General features: G+C 45.4%; 11 protein-coding genes and 3 pseudogenes. All 14 read left to right on the top strand.

The genetic code is table 11. The features are described 5' to 3' along the window. Positions 1-90: 90 nt before the first annotated feature. The 14 genes and pseudogenes from JCM15908_RS03195 (at position 91) to JCM15908_RS03140 (ending at position 17176) form a co-directional block, all read left to right on the top strand. On the top strand, positions 91-1068 hold the full coding sequence (locus tag JCM15908_RS03195; protein ID WP_234396361.1) for an HU domain-containing protein: 978 nt from the start codon (positions 91-93) through the stop codon (positions 1066-1068). Positions 1069-1089: 21 nt separating this feature from the next. Then, positions 1090-1623 (top strand): FHA domain-containing protein, encoded by a 534-nt coding sequence (locus JCM15908_RS03190; protein ID WP_025002242.1) that lies wholly within the window; start codon positions 1090-1092, stop codon positions 1621-1623. Between the two features lie 339 nt (positions 1624-1962). Further along, entirely contained in the window at positions 1963-2703 is a 741-nt protein-coding gene (locus JCM15908_RS03185) for a cell division ATP-binding protein FtsE (RefSeq protein WP_025002241.1), read from the top strand. Positions 2704-2757: 54 nt separating this feature from the next. Then, positions 2758-4072, top strand: a pseudogene (locus JCM15908_RS11975) (aspartate kinase). Between the two features lie 253 nt (positions 4073-4325). Further along, the gene (locus JCM15908_RS15440) at positions 4326-5039 is read left to right on the top strand and encodes a glycosyltransferase (protein ID WP_306303700.1); all 714 of its coding nucleotides are present in this window, start codon (positions 4326-4328) and stop codon (positions 5037-5039) included. Next, on the top strand, positions 5039-5569 hold the full coding sequence (locus tag JCM15908_RS15435) for a hypothetical protein (RefSeq protein ID WP_306303699.1): 531 nt from the start codon (positions 5039-5041) through the stop codon (positions 5567-5569). The genes JCM15908_RS15440 and JCM15908_RS15435 overlap by 1 nt, the downstream gene beginning before the upstream one ends. Then, positions 5569-5958: pseudogene (locus JCM15908_RS15560) on the top strand (glycosyltransferase); the annotation flags it as partial. The gene JCM15908_RS15435 and the pseudogene JCM15908_RS15560, both read left to right, overlap by 1 nt. Before the next feature lie 69 nt (positions 5959-6027). Further along, positions 6028-6714, top strand: coding sequence for a hypothetical protein (locus tag JCM15908_RS15000; RefSeq protein WP_234396360.1), 687 nt, complete (start codon positions 6028-6030; stop codon positions 6712-6714). 43 nt (positions 6715-6757) lie between these two features. Further along, on the top strand, positions 6758-8770 hold the full coding sequence (locus JCM15908_RS03165; RefSeq protein WP_025002239.1) for a fructose-bisphosphatase class III: 2013 nt from the start codon (positions 6758-6760) through the stop codon (positions 8768-8770). A gap of 683 nt (positions 8771-9453) precedes the next feature. Next, positions 9454-12068, top strand: a pseudogene (gyrA, locus tag JCM15908_RS11965) (DNA gyrase subunit A). Between the two features lie 142 nt (positions 12069-12210). Continuing rightward, positions 12211-13470 (top strand): tetratricopeptide repeat protein, encoded by a 1260-nt coding sequence (locus JCM15908_RS03155; protein WP_025002238.1) that lies wholly within the window; start codon positions 12211-12213, stop codon positions 13468-13470. Between the two features lie 90 nt (positions 13471-13560). Further along, positions 13561-14667: a tetratricopeptide repeat protein gene (locus JCM15908_RS03150; RefSeq protein WP_025002237.1), complete on the top strand. Its 1107-nt coding sequence runs from the start codon at positions 13561-13563 to the stop codon at positions 14665-14667. Positions 14668-14673: 6 nt separating this feature from the next. Further along, the gene (locus JCM15908_RS03145) at positions 14674-15873 is read left to right on the top strand and encodes a tetratricopeptide repeat protein (protein ID WP_025002236.1); all 1200 of its coding nucleotides are present in this window, start codon (positions 14674-14676) and stop codon (positions 15871-15873) included. Beyond that, positions 15860-17176 (top strand): DEAD/DEAH box helicase, encoded by a 1317-nt coding sequence (locus JCM15908_RS03140; protein WP_025002235.1) that lies wholly within the window; start codon positions 15860-15862, stop codon positions 17174-17176. The genes JCM15908_RS03145 and JCM15908_RS03140 overlap by 14 nt, the downstream gene beginning before the upstream one ends. The last annotated feature ends 125 nt before the right edge of the window (positions 17177-17301 follow it).

The following is a 17301-nucleotide window of genomic DNA, read 5'->3' as shown; positions in this document are numbered from 1 at the left end:
GGATAAGGAATGTACTACTTTTTTACTGCACGTTCCTTTTTTTAGATTATGCCTTTGGAAATATCGAAGAAAAGTGGTAATTTTGCAAACGTGATAAAAATCGACCGGCATATAGAGATATTGTTGCTGAACAATGACTGTGTTATTGTTCCGGGGCTTGGGGGCTTTGTCGCCTACCATGTCAATGCGCGCTTTGCCGAGGAAGACAACCTGTATCTTCCTCCTTATCGCACTTTGGGCTTCAACCCTCTTCTGACCATGAACGACTCTCTGCTGGTACAGTCGTATATTGAAACCTACGACATCAGCTATCCCGAAGCCATCAACCAAATAGAGGATGAGGTAAAGGCTATCCGTCACCAACTCAGCGAGGTCGGCATGTTGGAACTGAACGACCTTGGAAAACTTGTCATCAACAAGGAGGGGAATCTGGAATTTGAACCATACGAAAGTGGGATTCTTACACCTGAATACTATGGTCTGAATAGCTTTGAGGCAGGTATTGAAACACAGGCTGAAGAAACTGGCTTCATGCCAACCGATACCACTTCATCTACTTCAGGCACCATGGGAGCACGCATCGTCAGCATTGAAAGAAACCAACTGGGCGACAAGAGGTTATCCATCAGCATAAAAGCCTTACGAGAAGGGATAGTAGCTGCCGTACTCTTGACGACGGTATTACTGATAGCTTTCTCCTCAAATCACAGAACCGGACTGCCCTCCCTGCCGGTAAAAAGTGGAATATTCTACAATCTCTTCGACTCCAGCGATACACCGAGCGTTGCATCACAGGCATTTATGGAGAAGCCTGTCAGGCAAAAAAACAATGCTCCATACTGGGCCATTGTATTGGCCAGCCACATTACCGAAGCCAATGCGCAGATATACCTCAAGCAATTGAACGAAAAAGGATTGTCTTCTGCGCATATACACAAGAGCCAAGGAGTGGTGAAAATGCTTTATGGCAAGTTCGCCACTTCCAAGGAAGCATACGACAGCCTTCGTACATTAAGGCAGCACGAGGACTTCAAGCAGTCGTGGGTAGCAGAAATAAACAAAAAATAGACAGCTAAACCTTGTTATAACATGAAGCGTGTAAGATGCCCTAAGTGCGACAACTTCATCACTTTCGACGAAACCAAATACCGTTCTGGCCAAAGACTCGTTTTTGAATGTCCAAACTGCAATAAGCAGTTCGGCATAAGGATGGGCGTGTCCAAACTAAGGAAAACGCAAAAAGAAGAAAACAAGGAATTAGCCCCTGTTGCCAAGGAGTCGCAATATGGCTATTTGCACGTCATTGAGAATGTATTCCACTATCAACAGGACATTCCCTTGCAATTGGGCGAGAATGTCATCGGCCGTTACATGAAAGGAAATCCCATCAATTGCCCCATTGAGACGGTCGATCCGAGCGTAGATATGACTCATTGTGTCATCAATGTTTCCCACGACAAACACGGCGGACTCAAATATGTGTTGCGCGACGGCCCTTCGTACACAGGCACTTTTGTAGACAATGAGATATTAAAAGACAACGAACGGAGAATCATTGACAAAGGAACGCTCTTTACGATGGGGGCAACAAGTGTCATTCTTCACACACCGAAGAAAGACTAACAACGTGCAAAAATTGATTAAATCCTCTTAAGAAGCAGGAATAATATTGTCCTGCTGACTTTTATCCTGTACTTTTGCCTATACAAATAACATGGTATGAGCAGTTGTCGGGGAAATCATATATCAGCTATTTTCGGTTGGAGGGGAAATTCTCCAAACACTTCCGAAACGCAATATGAATTCATCCTATGATTCAGTTTACCAAACACGACGTAGCAAGTATAAACACTCATACATGACACTTGTAATAAAGAAAAGCAAAGAACAGTAAAAAGATACACCCCATATAATAGAATAAAACAACAATTTACACGTTCTACTATTAAAACAACGGTTATTATGTTAATAGATTATAGCAAGGTCAATATATTTCAAGACGAAAAAAGAATTCTGAAAGACGTAGACTTTCAGGTGGAGGAAGGAGAATTTATCTATATTATAGGCAAAGTTGGGTCTGGGAAAAGCTCACTTTTGAAAACCATCTATTGCGAATTGGACATTGATGTAGAAGATGCTCAAAAAGCTGAAGTTTTGGGACACTCACTCTTACCTATTAAAAGAAGCCGTATTCCTGCACTCCGCAAACAGATGGGAATTATCTTTCAAGACTTCCAACTTCTTCATGACCGTACGGTATACAAGAACCTAAGATTCGTGCTCAAGGCTACAGGCTGGACCGACAGCAAAGACATTGACAAGCGAATAGACGAGGTTCTTGCTGAAGTGGGAATGTCCGAGAAAAAAGAAAAGATGCCCAGCGAATTATCAGGTGGAGAACAGCAGCGTATTGCCATAGCCCGTGCACTTCTTAATAAACCCAAGATTATCATTGCAGACGAGCCTACGGGCAACTTAGACCCCGAAACAGCTGCCAATATTGTGGGTATTCTCCAAACAGCAAGCAAAGACGGAGCAGCCGTCATCATGTCTACCCATAACATTCAGCTGTTAGATTTATTCCCCGGAAAGGTCTATTGCTGCAAGGACGGCATGTTTGGGCTGATAACCAAACAGGAAGGAAGCAAAGAATTTTCAGACGACAAAGAAACTCTGGAAGCCATTGCCGAGCCTTTGACATAAATCGTTCTACGGTATCGTATTCAATAAAAGAAGAAATATATATAAAGAAGCAACATGAAAGTAATGAAGTTTGGAGGAACCTCGGTAGGTACCCCGGAACGTATGAAGGGGGTTTCCGAGCTGATTACAAGGTCGGGCGAACCTACATTTGTAGTCCTCTCGGCTATGAGTGGTACCACCAACTCTCTAATAGAAATATCTAACTATCTCTATAAAAAGAACCCGGAGGGGCAAATGAAATCATCAACAATCTTGAGCGCAAGTATCTTACCTATATAGATGAACTATATTCTACGGACGAATACAAGGAGAAGACACATGAATTTCTCAACGGAGAGTTCAATTACCTACGCTCTTTCACTAAGGATCTCTTCACTTCCTTTGAGGAAAAGAACATCATAGCACAGGGAGAAATCATGTCTACCAACATGGTTGTAAACTATCTGCAAGAGCAGGGAGTCAATGCCATTCTGCTTTCTGCCCTTGATTTTATGCGTACAGACAAAAATGCAGAGCCTGATTCAAGCTATATTAAGCAAAAGCTGACAGCCATCATGAAAGAGAACGAAGGTCGGCAAATCTATATTACCCAAGCTTCATCTGCCGAAACGCCTATGGTGAAGTAGACAATCTCCAACGTGGAGGTTCTGACTATACAGCCTCTTTGATCGGGGCTGCAATGATTGCTGATGAGATACAGATATGGACAGACATTGACGGGATGCACAACAACGACCCACGAGTAGTGGATAAGACAGAGGCTGTGCGTCAACTTAACTTTGAGGAGGCTTCTGAATTGGCCTACTTCGGTGCAAAGATTCTTCACCCGACATGTGTTCAGCCCGCCAAATATGCAGGAATCCCTGTCCGTTTGAAAAACACAATGGAGCCGGATGCTGAAGGAACCATTATCAACAACGTCCTTGTCCGTGGTAAAATCAAGGCTGTCGCTGCCAAGGACAACATCACGGCCATCAAGGTAAAGTCAAGCCGAATGTTGGGTGCCTCAGGCTTCTTGCGCAAGGTCTTTGAAATCTTTGAAAGCTATCAGACTTCAATAGATATGGTAGCAACCAGTGAGGTGGGCGTCTCCATGACAATAGAAAACGGGGTACACCTTACAGAAATTGTAGACGAGCTGAAACAATATGGTACGGTTACCGTAGACAGCAACATGTGCATAGTCTGTGTAGTAGGCGACTTGGACTGGAACAATCTTGGATTTGAGACAATCGCGGCAGAGGCCATAAAGGATATTCCCGTAAGAATGATTAGCTATGGAGGCAGCAATTACAACATATCCTTCCTTATACGTGAGTCTGACAAGAAACGTGCCTTACAATCGCTGTCTGCTGTCCTCTTCAATTAATGCTAATTGGCAAATATAAGCGGTGCGTACAGCAACAAATATATACAGAAAGTGGAAAGTTTGATTGAGAGATAATTTTAACTCCTGACTGCAAAATCCTCAGCATCAGTATTTTGGAGTATTGATAGCACAGGAAATTAGCAACAAGTTTGTAGGGCGAAAAAGAGAAGCTGAAGCCCTGTGCTTTTGCTTAAGACCCAATTTAAGCACCTATAAAACAAAGTATCGAACTCATCCATATTAAACAAAAATAATGGACATTATAGATAATACCACTCTTATCATATCGGTAGTACTATTTTTGGTAGTACTATTTGCATCTTTTATGACTCCTTTTTTACGTAAACCAAAAATCTGCGCTTCTGCTGTAACTGATTCGTCAGACACCTCCAACACTGAATCAACAGACGAAATGCAAGGCAGCACCATCAATACAGATAAGAAAGAAGAGCCATTCGCCCACCTTACGCCTACTAATACGCCCTGCCCCCCCATTTCTATCATTTTCACACCCCATAATAACGCAGAAGAACTTGAGCGGAATCTGATAACCTACTTAAACCAAGACTATCCTGTTCCCTTTGAGATTATTGTTGTAGCCTCCAAGGAAGACACCCAAACTGAAGACATTTTGAAACGTTATAAGGACAGAAGAGGGTTATATACAACCTTTATTCCCGAATCGTCCCGATACATGAGCCGAAAGAAACTGGCAATAACCCTTGGCGTCAAGGCTGCCAAAAATGAATGGCTGATGATAGCAGACATTGCAAGTTTCCCCTCCTCCGACCAATGGCTAAAAGCAATGGGCAGGCATTGTAGCGAAAAAAGAAACCTTATTGTCGGATATACGCGCTATGATGATGAGACTCCCGACTTCCGACGTTTTGAACGGCTTCATACAGATTTTTATCTTATGCGAGAAGACCAACATGGGAAGCGTATCGGTGCAACTCAAACGCATTGATGTTTCGTAAGAGCGATTTCACGAAGCAAGAAGGGTTCAAGGGAAATCTAAAGTATCTAAGGGGCGAATATGACTTTATGGTCAACAAATATGCTTCTAAATCTTCCTTGGTCTTGGAAAATTCACAAGAAGGAACACTCACGGAAATAACACCAACAGACAAAGAATGGCGCAATAAAAAGCTATTCTATATGGAAAACAGGAAGCATTTGAACAGGTCATTCCGGCATCAGCTCCTTCCCGCCATAGACCAACTATCCACCTATTTGGCCTTATTTGCCATTATCGGTGCTGCAATCTATTCTGCCTTGACACACAACTGGATTATTGCAGGAACAGCCGGACTATCTTTTCTTTTGCTGCCTACTATGCGCACTATTATTGGAAGAAAGGCCATACACGCCTTTGGCGAAGACATAGCTGCATGGAAAATATTTCCATACGAGTTGAGAATCATCTGGCATCACCTCCACTTCCGATTGAAATATCTACAGGCAGACAAATACGATTTTATTTCCCATAAACTATAATGTATATCATTCATTATATCGACCACATATCGAGAGGCAATCTACTTTCAGATTACGTATGCCTTCTGGCAGACGGACAAAATCACCGTGCGGAAACAAAAATCATCACACGGAAAGATACCTTTCAGACAATACTTGGCCAGCGGAAGCCCGACATCGTTCACATCCATTCCTGTTGGGATTACAAGGCAAGCCAATTGGCAAACTATGCCCACAAGCAAAGAATAGCTGTCGTATTCTCCCCACATTGGAAACTTGGGAGAATGTACCGAACAACAGAACATTGCATATCAAATACGCTCCGCACAATGTGTTATCAGCACCGGATGACCAGTAATGCAGATGCCCTGTTAGTCAGCACGGAAAAAGAAAGAAACGAATTGCTCCTGTTAGGATGGAAAAAACGCATAGGAATATCAAAAAACTGTCTTCTCTGCAACAAAATTTCAGCGGAAGAAATGTCCCTAAGTATTCTGACTTTCTATCAAAAGGTAATAGACACCCGATACCGATTGGGCATAAGCAATCAAGAGATTGAAAACATCTGCAATCTTCTTTCCATCAGTCTGTCAGACGACACTCTGCCCATTTGCCTAAGCCGAGAGCAGATTTCAACCCTGCATCAACTGACTGACGCACAATGGCAAAAGATTCTACTCTATGCCGACGACGAGGACATACGTTCATTCATTGACGACGGAGCAAGAAAGATTGAATTGGAAATCCCCCGCATAGACTCAAAAGCAATCAGCCGCTTCTCTCCAATCCATCCTAAACAAAGCGGTGCATTGGAAAAGAAGGAATGGCTGGACAACAGCATATTTTCCAAGCAATGGCCGGAAGAGCATGAAGAGAAAAGCGATACCGTCCTGCACGAGATAACTACAATGCTGTCCAACTCAAGAAGTCTAATCAAAGAGGGCAAGTTTACGGTGCGGCATCTATGCGAGTTATATATGGCAATAAAGTACCAAGATTATGACGAAGACCAACTAAAAAATATTCTCAAGGAGGTACGCCTATATAGATTTTCCCGTAGAATCATCCAGATTCTTGCAGAACTCCTTCATCTCGAAGAAGGTTTCATGCCATTTCCCCCTCTGAGGGATACCGGCACACAAACCCTTACAAAATCCATCGTATAACAAAAAAATATCAACATAATTACTAACAAAAAACGGAACAGCTATGACAAACAAGCATTACGACTTGGCAAAGGACGAACGCTACCTACAGCTCCTTTCCCAGTCTTTCCCCAGTATTTCCGACGCCAGCACGGAAATCATCAACCTACAGGCTATTCTCCATCTCCCCAAGGGAACAGAGCACTTCCTTGCTGACATCCACGGAGAATACGAAGCTTTTCAGCATGTTCTTAAAAATGCTTCGGGAAGTATCAAGAGAAAAGTCAACGAATTATTTGGCGACCGACTACGTGCCAGCGAGAAGAGAGAACTATGCACTCTCATCTACTACCCAGAGCAAAAGCTGGACTTGGTCAAAGCCAGCGAAAAGGACATTAAGGACTGGTATCACATTACCATACACCGTCTGGTAGAGGTCTGCCGCGACGTTTCCAGCAAATACACACGCTCCAAGGTGAGAAAATCGCTGCCGGTAGACTACTCCTATATCGTACAGGAACTGCTCCACGAACATTCCGACGACAAGGACAAGACCGACTATGTCAGCACCATCATTTCCACCATCATCTCTACCGGACGGGCAGACGACTTCATCATTGCCATGTGCAAGGTCATCCAGCGCCTCGTGATTGACCATCTTCACATCTTGGGCGACGTCTACGACCGTGGCCCCGGAGCACATATCGTCATGGACACTCTCAAGAATTATCACACTTGGGACATTACATGGGGAAATCACGATATTCTATGGATGGGCGCATGTGCAGGAAACGATGCCTGCATCTGCAACGTAATACGAATCGCCCTGAGATACTCCAACATGGAAACACTCGAAGACGGTTATGGCATCAACCTCATTCCGCTGGCCACATTCGCCATGGATGCGTACAGCGAAGACCCCTGCACAGAGTTCCTCCCAAAAACCACAAAGGAAGATGCCCTTGACGATAAAAACCGACTGCTGATAGCACGCATGCACAAGGCCATCAGCATCATACAGTTCAAGGTCGAAGCCCAGATGATTAACCGTCATCCCCTATGGCACATGGAAAGCCGCAACCTATACAAGGCTATAGACTACAAGAAGGGAACCATCAAGATAGACGGGAAAACATACGAGATGACCTCATGCAACTTCCCCACCGTAGACCCAAAGCACCCGGAGCAACTCACTGACGACGAACAGATACTCATGGATAAGCTGCATCATTCCTTTACCGTCAGCGAGAAACTACACAAGCATATCCAGCTTCTGCTCAGCCACGGGTGCATGTACAAGATTGTCAACAACAACCTTCTTTATCATGCCTCCATCCCTCTCAAAGCCGACGGCAGCATGAAAGAAGTAGAAATCTATCCGGGCGTACACTATAAGGGAAAGGAACTTCTGCACAATGTCGGAATGATGATTCGCACCGCCTTCCAAGTACAGGGTGAAGGCGAGACCGACATGGACAGAAATTATGCCATAGACTACTTCCTCTACCTATGGTGCGGCCCCGACAGCCCATTGTTCGACAAGCACAAGATGGCCACCTTCGAACGTTACTTCCTGAAAGAGAAGGAAACCCACAAGGAGGCAAAAGGAACCTATTTCACCCTCCGCGACAATGAGGAAATAGCCGACATGATAATGGATGAATTTGGTGTGAAAGGCCCCAACAGGCACATCATCAACGGACATGTACCCGTACACGTTGCCAAAGGTGAGAACCCCATCAAGGCCAACGGCAAACTAATGGTCATCGACGGAGGATTTTCACAGGCCTACCACAAGGAGACAGGCATTGCAGGCTATACCCTCGTCTACCACTCCCGTGGATTCCAGCTCGTGCAGCACGAGCCGTTCGCTTCGACAGAGGATGCCATCAACCGCGGAACCGACATCGTCAGTACAACCCAGATTGTAGAGATGAACCAGCGCAGGCTGCGTGTTGCCGATACCGACAAGGGGACAGAGCTGAAGCTACAGATTGAAGCCTTGGAGGAACTTCTCTATGCCTACCGTCACGGCTTCCTCACCGAACAGGAGAAGAAGAACCCACCGAAGAAATAGACTGCACGGATATACTTCCAACAAAAAGAACATACACGAAACAAACATTCCAAGGAATCACCAAAATGACAGGAGCAGGCAGACGTCTGCTCCTGTCATTTTAAGGTAAAAGCAGGTAAATATAAAGGCGTCAGGACAAATTTGAAGAACCAGAAAGAAATTCCGTAAATCCTGCCCATGATTAATTGACAAAACAAACAAAGAGAAACATCCGCGAAAACCATCCACCACAGGGCAGAAATCCTCCTGATAGCACGTAAGCCTGCACCAACTATCAAACGCAAGGACAGCTAATAAGCTGGCTGAATCCGACCTTTGTTCAAAACAGAATTTTCGCCCTCATTTTCCGGCCAAGGCGTAACCACAAAGTCAAAGTGCCGCTTTCGCATGGTCAAAATACCATTCTGACCATGCGAAAGCGGCACTTTCTATATGTCGTCTGTTTTCCGCCAATAATCTATGCCACAGACCTCCTTTGGAGAACAATATTAAGAATAAACCTTAATTTTGCGTTTTTTTTTCCCCAAGCGTTTCCCGTATCAATATTATTTTGTAATTTTACACCTTGGTAGAAGTGGCAAAACGGCTTAGAACGAAAAGAAATGCCCTCCTTGGCCATTTTGTACCAAAATGTCGGTCTTAGGAACGACCATAGCGAAAGAAGATAAAACCAATAAATAATAATGGACGATAATCAGACAATTGATCAGGACAGAATCCTTAAGATAAACATTGAGGAAGAGATGAAAAGCTCCTACATCGACTATTCCATGTCGGTGATTGTAGCCCGTGCCCTTCCCGATGTCCGTGATGGCTTCAAGCCCGTACACCGCCGAATACTCTTCGGTATGCGCGGTATCGGAAACTTCAGCAACCAACCTTACAAGAAGTGCGCCCGCGTCGTGGGCGAAGTACTGGGCAAGTACCACCCGCACGGAGACTCCTCCGTGTACGGGGCACTCGTGCGTATGGGGCAGGAATGGAACATGCGATATAAGCTCATAGATGGCCAGGGTAACTTCGGCTCTGTCGACGGCGACTCTCCGGCTGCCATGCGTTACACCGAGTGTCGCCTTTCGAAGATGGGCGAGCACATCATGGACGACATAGATAAGGATACGGTTGATATGACCAATAACTTCGACGATACTCTGCGCGAGCCTTCGGTCATGCCTACCAAGATTCCCAACCTCCTTGTAAACGGTGGAAACGGTATTGCCGTGGGCATGGCAACCAACATGCCTACCACAATCTTGGCGAGGTGATTGACGGCTGCTGCGCCTATATCGACAATCCGGAGATTTCAACCGACGACCTGATGGTACACATTCCGGCCCCCGACTTCCCTACCGGTGCCTATATTTATGGCTTGCAGGGCGTGAAGGACGCCTACGAGACAGGAAGGGGGCGTGTCGTTATGCGCGCCAAGGCCGAGATAGAGAGCGGAGACCAACACGACAAGATTGTCGTTACCGAGATTCCATACGGCGTAAACAAGCAACAGCTCATAGAATATATTGCCGACCTCGTGAAGGAAGGAAAACTTGACGGCATCTCCAATGTCAACGACGAGACTGGCCGACAGGGTATGCGCATCGTTGTCGACGTGAAACGCGATGCCAATGCAAATGTCATTCTGAACAAGCTCTTCAAGATGACAGCATTGCAGAGTTCCTTCTCCGTCAACTGCATTGCCCTCGTCAACGGACGTCCACGCCTGCTGTGCCTCCGCGAGTGCATAAAATACTTCGTAGAACACCGTCACGACGTAACCATTCGCCGTACACGCTTCGATCTGAAGAAGGCAGAGGAGCGCGCACACATCCTCCAAGGATTGATTATAGCCTGCGACAACATTGACGAGGTCGTTCATATCATCCGTGCCAGCAAGACCCCTGCAGAGGCACAGACCAACCTTGAAAAGCGTTTCGACTTGGACGAGCTTCAGTCGAAAGCCATTGTCGACATGCGCCTGTCGCAGCTGACAGGACTACGCATAGACCCAGTTGCACCAAGAGTACGACGAGCTGATGCAGCTGATAAAGGATTTGCAGGAAGTTCTTGACAACCCCGAACGCTGCAAGGAGGTAATGAAACAGGAATTGCTCGAAGTTAAGGAGAAATACGGAGACGAACGCCGCACAGAGATTATTCCTGCCGAACATGAGTTCAATGCCGAAGATTTCTACCCCAACGACCCTGTCGTCATCACCATCAGCCATCTCGGCTACATCAAGCGCACACCGCTGGCAGACTTCAAGGAACAGGCACGCGGAGGAGTTGGTTCGAAGGGAGCACGCACACGCGACAAGGACTTCACCGAATTCATCTATCCGGCTACCATGCATCAGACGATGCTCTTCTTCACACGTAAGGGCCGTTGCTACTGGATGAAGTGTTATGATATCCCCGAGGGCGACAAAAGCTCAAAGGGACGGGCCATCCAAAATATGCTGGCACTTGATGCAGACGACAGCGTAAATGCTTTCCTCCGCATCCGTGGCTTGGACGATGACGAGTTCCTTGACAGCCACTACGTTGTCTTCGTAACAAAGCAGGGATTAGTCAAGAAGACTTCGCTCCGCGCCTACTCCCGCCCGCGAACCAATGGGGTCATAGCCATTAACATCAACGAGGGAGACGAAGTGGTAGACGTAAGACTGACCAATGGCAGAAACGAACTGATAATCGCAGACCGAAACGGACGCGCTTGCCGATTCAGCGAAGATGCCATCCGCACCATGGGGCGCGTCTCCACAGGTGTAAGGGGCATGAGGCTCGATGAGGACGGACAGGACGAAGTCATAGGCATGATTGCTGTCAACGACCCGAAGAATGAGACCGTGATGGTAGTTTCGGAAGAAGGCTACGGAAAACGCTCTCTCGTAGAAGACTACCGTCTGACCAACCGCGGAGGAAAGGGCGTAAAGACGCTCAGCATCACCGAGAAGACAGGAAAGTTGGTTGCAATAAAGAATGTTACCGACGAGAACGACCTGATGATTATCAACAAGAGCGGTATCGTTATCCGCATGGCTGTTTCCGAATGTCGCGTCATGGGACGTGCCACTCAGGCGTCCGGCTGATAAACCTTGCCAAGAAAAACGACGTCATCGCTTCCGTATGCAAGGTGATGAGTGCCGAACTGGAAGAACAGGTTGAGGAAGAGAGCCGTGCCCAGTGGGCAAAGACCTCCGAGAGCATCAAGAATGACATGGCAAGCGAAGCTGACCCAGCAGCAGATGCAGAACCGAAAACCAACGACGACGATAACAAGCCGGAGGTAAACTTTGAATAGACTTTATTCCCATAGCCGATAAGCCTCCCCAGACGTAGCCCTATACAGGAAACAGAAACGTAACGGAGAGACAGAAACGGCCGGCAACGGGAACAGTCTGACACAAAATAAAGTTCATAAACCTTTTATAAAGATAACTAAAATGAAAAAGTTAATGTTCGCAGCTATGATGCTACTAAGTACGTCAGCTGCATTTGCAGGCGACAGTGAGCCTTTGAAGGCAATCCTGAAAGCACAAACCTATGAAGAGGCTGCCAACCTTCTCCAGTCAAGTCTTTCCCAGCTCGCCAACAATGCTGAGAAAGCCAAGGCATACGACAAGCTCTACGAGCTTGCCATGAAGAAGGTAAATGCCGAACAGGCAATTCAAATTGAGAACGAAACCAACAAGCAGATGGGCAAGGAAGGCAATAAGTCTTTCGACGAGGATGGTCTTTATAAGGCTGTTGGTCAGGCTTTCGATGCCGGTACGGAAGTTGTCAAGTATGACAATATGCCTAATGAAAAAGGAAAGGTGAAGCCTCGCTACACTGCCGTGGTCGACCAACTCTATAATCTCCGCGGCCAGCTCATAAATGGTGGTGTCTATTATCAGGGTGCCAAGGACGACGCCAATGCCTACAAGTATCTGGCACGCTATGTAGACACGGCAGACGAGCCTATATTTGCCAAGTATGACAAGTCGCAGGATCAGAACCTGAACGAGATTGCCTACTTTGCAACCTACTATGCTTACCAGAACAAGGACTTCTCCAAGGCAGAAAAGTACGTGGCATACGCCATGCAGAATCCTGACCGTGCAAAGGATGCACAACAGCTTCAGCTTGCCATCCTCGGTGCACAGCTGAAGACACGTCAGGATTCCCTCGGCTACGCACAGAAACTGGAGGGTATCTATGCAGAAGACTCTTCCAACGATGCCATCCTTACCACTCTGACTTCTACCTACAGTGCGTTGGGCATGCAGGACAAAGCAGAGAAACTAATCAATGAGCAGCTCGCCAAGAACCCTAACAGCTATGGTGCACTCGTAATGAAGGGGCAGTTTGAAAGCCAGAAGAAAAACTATGACGCAGCAGCAGATGCTCTGACCAAAGCCCTCGCACTTGCCAAGGACGATGAGTCGCGTATTGCCATTAACGGTTCTATAGGCCAGTGTTGGTTCTACAAGGCACAGGAGCGTGTTGCTGCTGTAAAGGGCGTACTCTCGCAGGCAGCCCGTGCACAGTTCAACGACGTCTACAACAAGGCTATCAGTTATCTTGAGGCAGCCAAGAAACTTGACGCTCTCAAAGAGCACAAGAATGTATGGGCCTATCCTCTCTATGGCTGTTACTACTTTGTAAAGGGCGCACAGGCTCCTGAGACGCAGGCAGCAGCTGTAGACGCTGGCGTTCAGTAATCATAACATTTCCCCCTTTTGGCAAGAAGGCAAAGATGCCACAGCCTTGCCGAAAGGGGATTTTTATTGTATCGCAAAAAAAGAATGTCCATGAGGAAATTGTTGCTGACCATACTGGCTGTTATTATACCACTGATAGTTTTCGGACAGGATTTCCCCAAACTGGCAGAAGAGACCAACCGTAAGGCCGAGGCTTCTTTCAATAGTGTACATAGACACTCGGATAGGGATTCAGTTACCATCTGTCGCGCTGTGATGGAGGGGGTAAGGCTGTCGCTGAAATGCGATGAATACGACAGGATGCCTAATCGAAAAGGAAAGATAGCAAGAAGATTTTACGCAGAGAATCTTTCCAGAGTAACGGAACTATATCCGATGCTTATTGATGCCGGAATTTTTCTGGCAAAGAAAGAATATACAAAAGACGAGGGACTGGAGGCACTGAAGATGTATTTATCACTCCGCAACGACTCTATCCTGAACAATATAGCCGACGAATCGGGGATTGCCGCCTACTATCTGGCATACTATTATCTCAAGGCACATAACCTGAAAACAGCCGACGAGTATGCCGACCTCGCTATGAAATATGACGAAACAGCCTTAGAAGCTGCCGAGATAAAGGCTCAGTGCATGCACGCGCAGATGATAACAGCTGAGGATTCGCTCAAGTACCTTGCCGTTTTGAAACGTCTGTACGCTACCAATCCAACCAGTGAGAAATATTTCTCGTGGATAATGAAATTCTACCAACGGCAGACAGAACGTTTCAATTTGGAAGATTTCGTAGACGGACAATTGGAACAAAACCCACATTCCCCAGTTCCATGGATTCTGAAGGGTGAAATAGCCATGCACGCCAAACGTTGGGAGGAAGCCGTAGAAGCCTACAAACAGGCAGACGAACTGGATCCGAGTAGTATTCCTGTTGCCTACAATATCGGAGTATGTCTGAACATGAGGGCTTTAGAGGTAAGGGATGAGGTTCTGAAAAAGAAAGCCAAAGGGGAATTTGTCTCCAATGATGAATATCTGGGAATTATTGCAGAAGCCAGAAACTATCTTGAACGCGTCAGAGCCAAGGATCCACGCAGAAACAGGGTAGACTGGATTGGTCCGCTATATATGGATTATGTAATGCTTGACGATAAGATAAAAGCCAACGAACTTGAACCTCTCGTGAATAGATATAAATAGAACAAGTTGAAAAAGATAATATTTCTCATAATACTCTTATTTCTGCCAATTGCCGGAATAGCCCAAAAGAAGCAGATACAGGCAGCACGTGAACAGCTTAAGGCTGGCAAGGAACTGGAGAAAGCTGAAAAAAGCATGCGCGACTTGCTGTACGACTCCATCCATAGGCGGAATCCTAAAATCTGGACACTGCTCTGCGAGATTCTTACCAGACAATATGAACAAGGCAACGAAAAATTATACCTCAAACAAAAATATGACACGACGGCTTTCTTCTCCGTTACACGCCGATTATTCAAAACGATGGAGAGCTACGATTCCATAGAATCTGTCCCCGACAGAACAGGAAAAGTAACAAACAAAATGCGTTCACGCCATTCAGAGTATCTTCATTCCATCCGTCCCAACCTCTTCAATGGAGGTGTTTTCTTTATACACCGTAAGGACTATCAGCAGGCTTTCGACTTCTTCAACGATTATATTGCCTGTTCCAAACTGCCTCTTTTTTTTGATTATAACTATCAAGAAACAGATGTACTAATGCCTCATGCTGCCTATTGGGCGATGTATTGCGGCTACAAGCTAAAGTCCCCGGAACTTATTGTCAGACATCTCAGCTTAGCTGAACGAGATACTTCCATGCTAAATTTTGTAAGACAATATGAGGCAGAAGCCTTCCTGCTGCAAGGAGATACGGCTAAGTATGTAAATGCCTTGAAAATGGGATTCAATGAATATCCTAACTTTGCATATTTTTTTCCAAGGCTTGTAGAATACTATGCACATGCAAATGAACTTGATTCGGCACTGGAAGTTGCAGACAGAGCCTTGGATGCCGACTCTACCAGTATTCTCTTTAGGCTGACAAAAAGCACGGTCTTACTGAATATGGGTAGATATGAAGAAAGCATAGCCCTTTGCAACCAGCTAATTGATAAGGACGAGGACTTTGCCGATGGATACTACAACATCGGACTGGCTTATTTCAATCAGGCTATTAAGTTGGATAAAGAAAGACAAACACGTTCTAAACACACAAAGATAGAGGAATTATACGCCAAATCGCTCCCTTATATGGAAAGATACAGGAAACTGGCTCCCAATGAAAAGGACAAATGGGTACCTATATTATATACCATCTATTTGAATTTGAATATGGGAAAAGAGTTTGATGAGATAGATCGATTTAGAAATGGAAACAAATAAAATATTAGAAAAGCTGAATATTGAGCTGAATCCCATGCAGGAAGCCACTGCTAACGCCATCCTGCATACTAACAAAGATATTGTAATATTGTCGCCTACAGGATCTGGCAAGACCTTGGCCTACCTTCTTCCTTTGGTTGAACGAATAGATCCAAAGGCGGATGAGGTACAGGTCATTGTTCTTGTTCCGGGGCGAGAATTGGCCATGCAGTCAGCAACGGTTCTGAAAGGAATTGGAAGCGGGCTCAGGACTATGGCCCTATATGGCGGTCGTCCAGCCATGGACGAACACCGCATACTCCGAGACGTTAAGCCACAGGTTGTATTTGCAACTCCGGGGAGACTCAATGACCATTTGGACAAGGAGAATCTAACAAGTGAGACTGTCAAATGGATTGTTATAGACGAATTTGACAAGTGTCTTGAAATGGGTTTCCAAAATGAAATGAACCAAATTCTGAATAAGCTGCCAAACATAGAACGACACATCCTCTTGTCTGCTACAGAAACTGAGGCTATTCCGTCTTTCGTTAATATGGGAAGAACGGAAAAAATAGATTTTCGTATAGACGATGAGCAAATTTCAGAACGGGTACATATATATAAGGTGGAAAGTCCCGAAAAAGACAAATTAGGCAGTCTCCGCAATTTACTGCTATCCTTAGGAAAAGGAAGCTCTGTCGTATTTTTGAATTATCGCGACTCCGTGGAAAGGACTGCTGCTTTCTTGAAAGAATGTGGTTTTTCTATCTCATGTTTCCATGGCGGACTGGAACAAGACGCCCGAGAAACAGCCCTTTACCGATTCTCTAATAGATCGGCAAACATTCTTGTCAGTACCAATTTAGGGGCACGAGGACTGGACATACCGGATATTGATAATATTATACATTACCATCTACCTGAAAGCGAAGATGAATATATACACCGTGTGGGAAGAACAGCTCGATGGGACAAGTTGGGAAGAGCTTTCTTTCTGCTAAACTCGGAAGAGAGAATCCCACAATATGTAAAGGAAACGGTTGACACATATACCATTCCAGAAACACTTCCTCCTCCTGCTCCGGCCCGTATGGCAACACTATATATCGGAAAAGGAAAGAAAGATAAAATATCCAAAGGAGACATTGTAGGATTCTTATGCAAAAAGGGAGGCTTGACAGCCTCGGAGTTGGGAAAAATCGATATTCGGGACAGATACTCCTATGCAGCAGTGATAAAAACAAAAATTTTCAAGGTTTTAGAACTAACGAAAGGAGAGAAAATAAAGGGCATCCGCACCTTGGTGGAAGAAGTACGCTAAGTAAACTTTCAATTTGAAAGAACCCGTTTCCATGTGTGCGAACACGTGTTAATCTGAAAGATGGTAACGGCATCTGATAAAAGATGCTTAAATATTTGGTCATGTCAAAATAAAACTGTAATTTC

The sequence above is a fragment of the Prevotella dentasini JCM 15908 genome, assembly GCF_000614065.1.
Lineage (GTDB): Bacteria > Bacteroidota > Bacteroidia > Bacteroidales > Bacteroidaceae > Prevotella > Prevotella dentasini.
The sequence above is the reverse complement of the archived record's forward strand: the minus strand, read 5'-3'. Positions and strand labels throughout refer to the sequence as shown.

Coding starts and splice junctions, on each gene's coding strand:
- JCM15908_RS03190 (WP_025002242.1), top strand. CDS start 1,090: ATGAAGCGTGTAAGATGCCCTAAGTGCGACAACTTCATCACTTTCGAC.
- JCM15908_RS03185 (WP_025002241.1), top strand. CDS start 1,963: ATGTTAATAGATTATAGCAAGGTCAATATATTTCAAGACGAAAAAAGA.
- JCM15908_RS15440 (WP_306303700.1), top strand. CDS start 4,326: ATGGACATTATAGATAATACCACTCTTATCATATCGGTAGTACTATTT.
- JCM15908_RS15435 (WP_306303699.1), top strand. CDS start 5,039: ATGTTTCGTAAGAGCGATTTCACGAAGCAAGAAGGGTTCAAGGGAAAT.
- JCM15908_RS15000 (WP_234396360.1), top strand. CDS start 6,028: ATGTCCCTAAGTATTCTGACTTTCTATCAAAAGGTAATAGACACCCGA.
- JCM15908_RS03165 (WP_025002239.1), top strand. CDS start 6,758: ATGACAAACAAGCATTACGACTTGGCAAAGGACGAACGCTACCTACAG.
- JCM15908_RS03155 (WP_025002238.1), top strand. CDS start 12,211: ATGAAAAAGTTAATGTTCGCAGCTATGATGCTACTAAGTACGTCAGCT.
- JCM15908_RS03150 (WP_025002237.1), top strand. CDS start 13,561: ATGAGGAAATTGTTGCTGACCATACTGGCTGTTATTATACCACTGATA.
- JCM15908_RS03140 (WP_025002235.1), top strand. CDS start 15,860: ATGGAAACAAATAAAATATTAGAAAAGCTGAATATTGAGCTGAATCCC.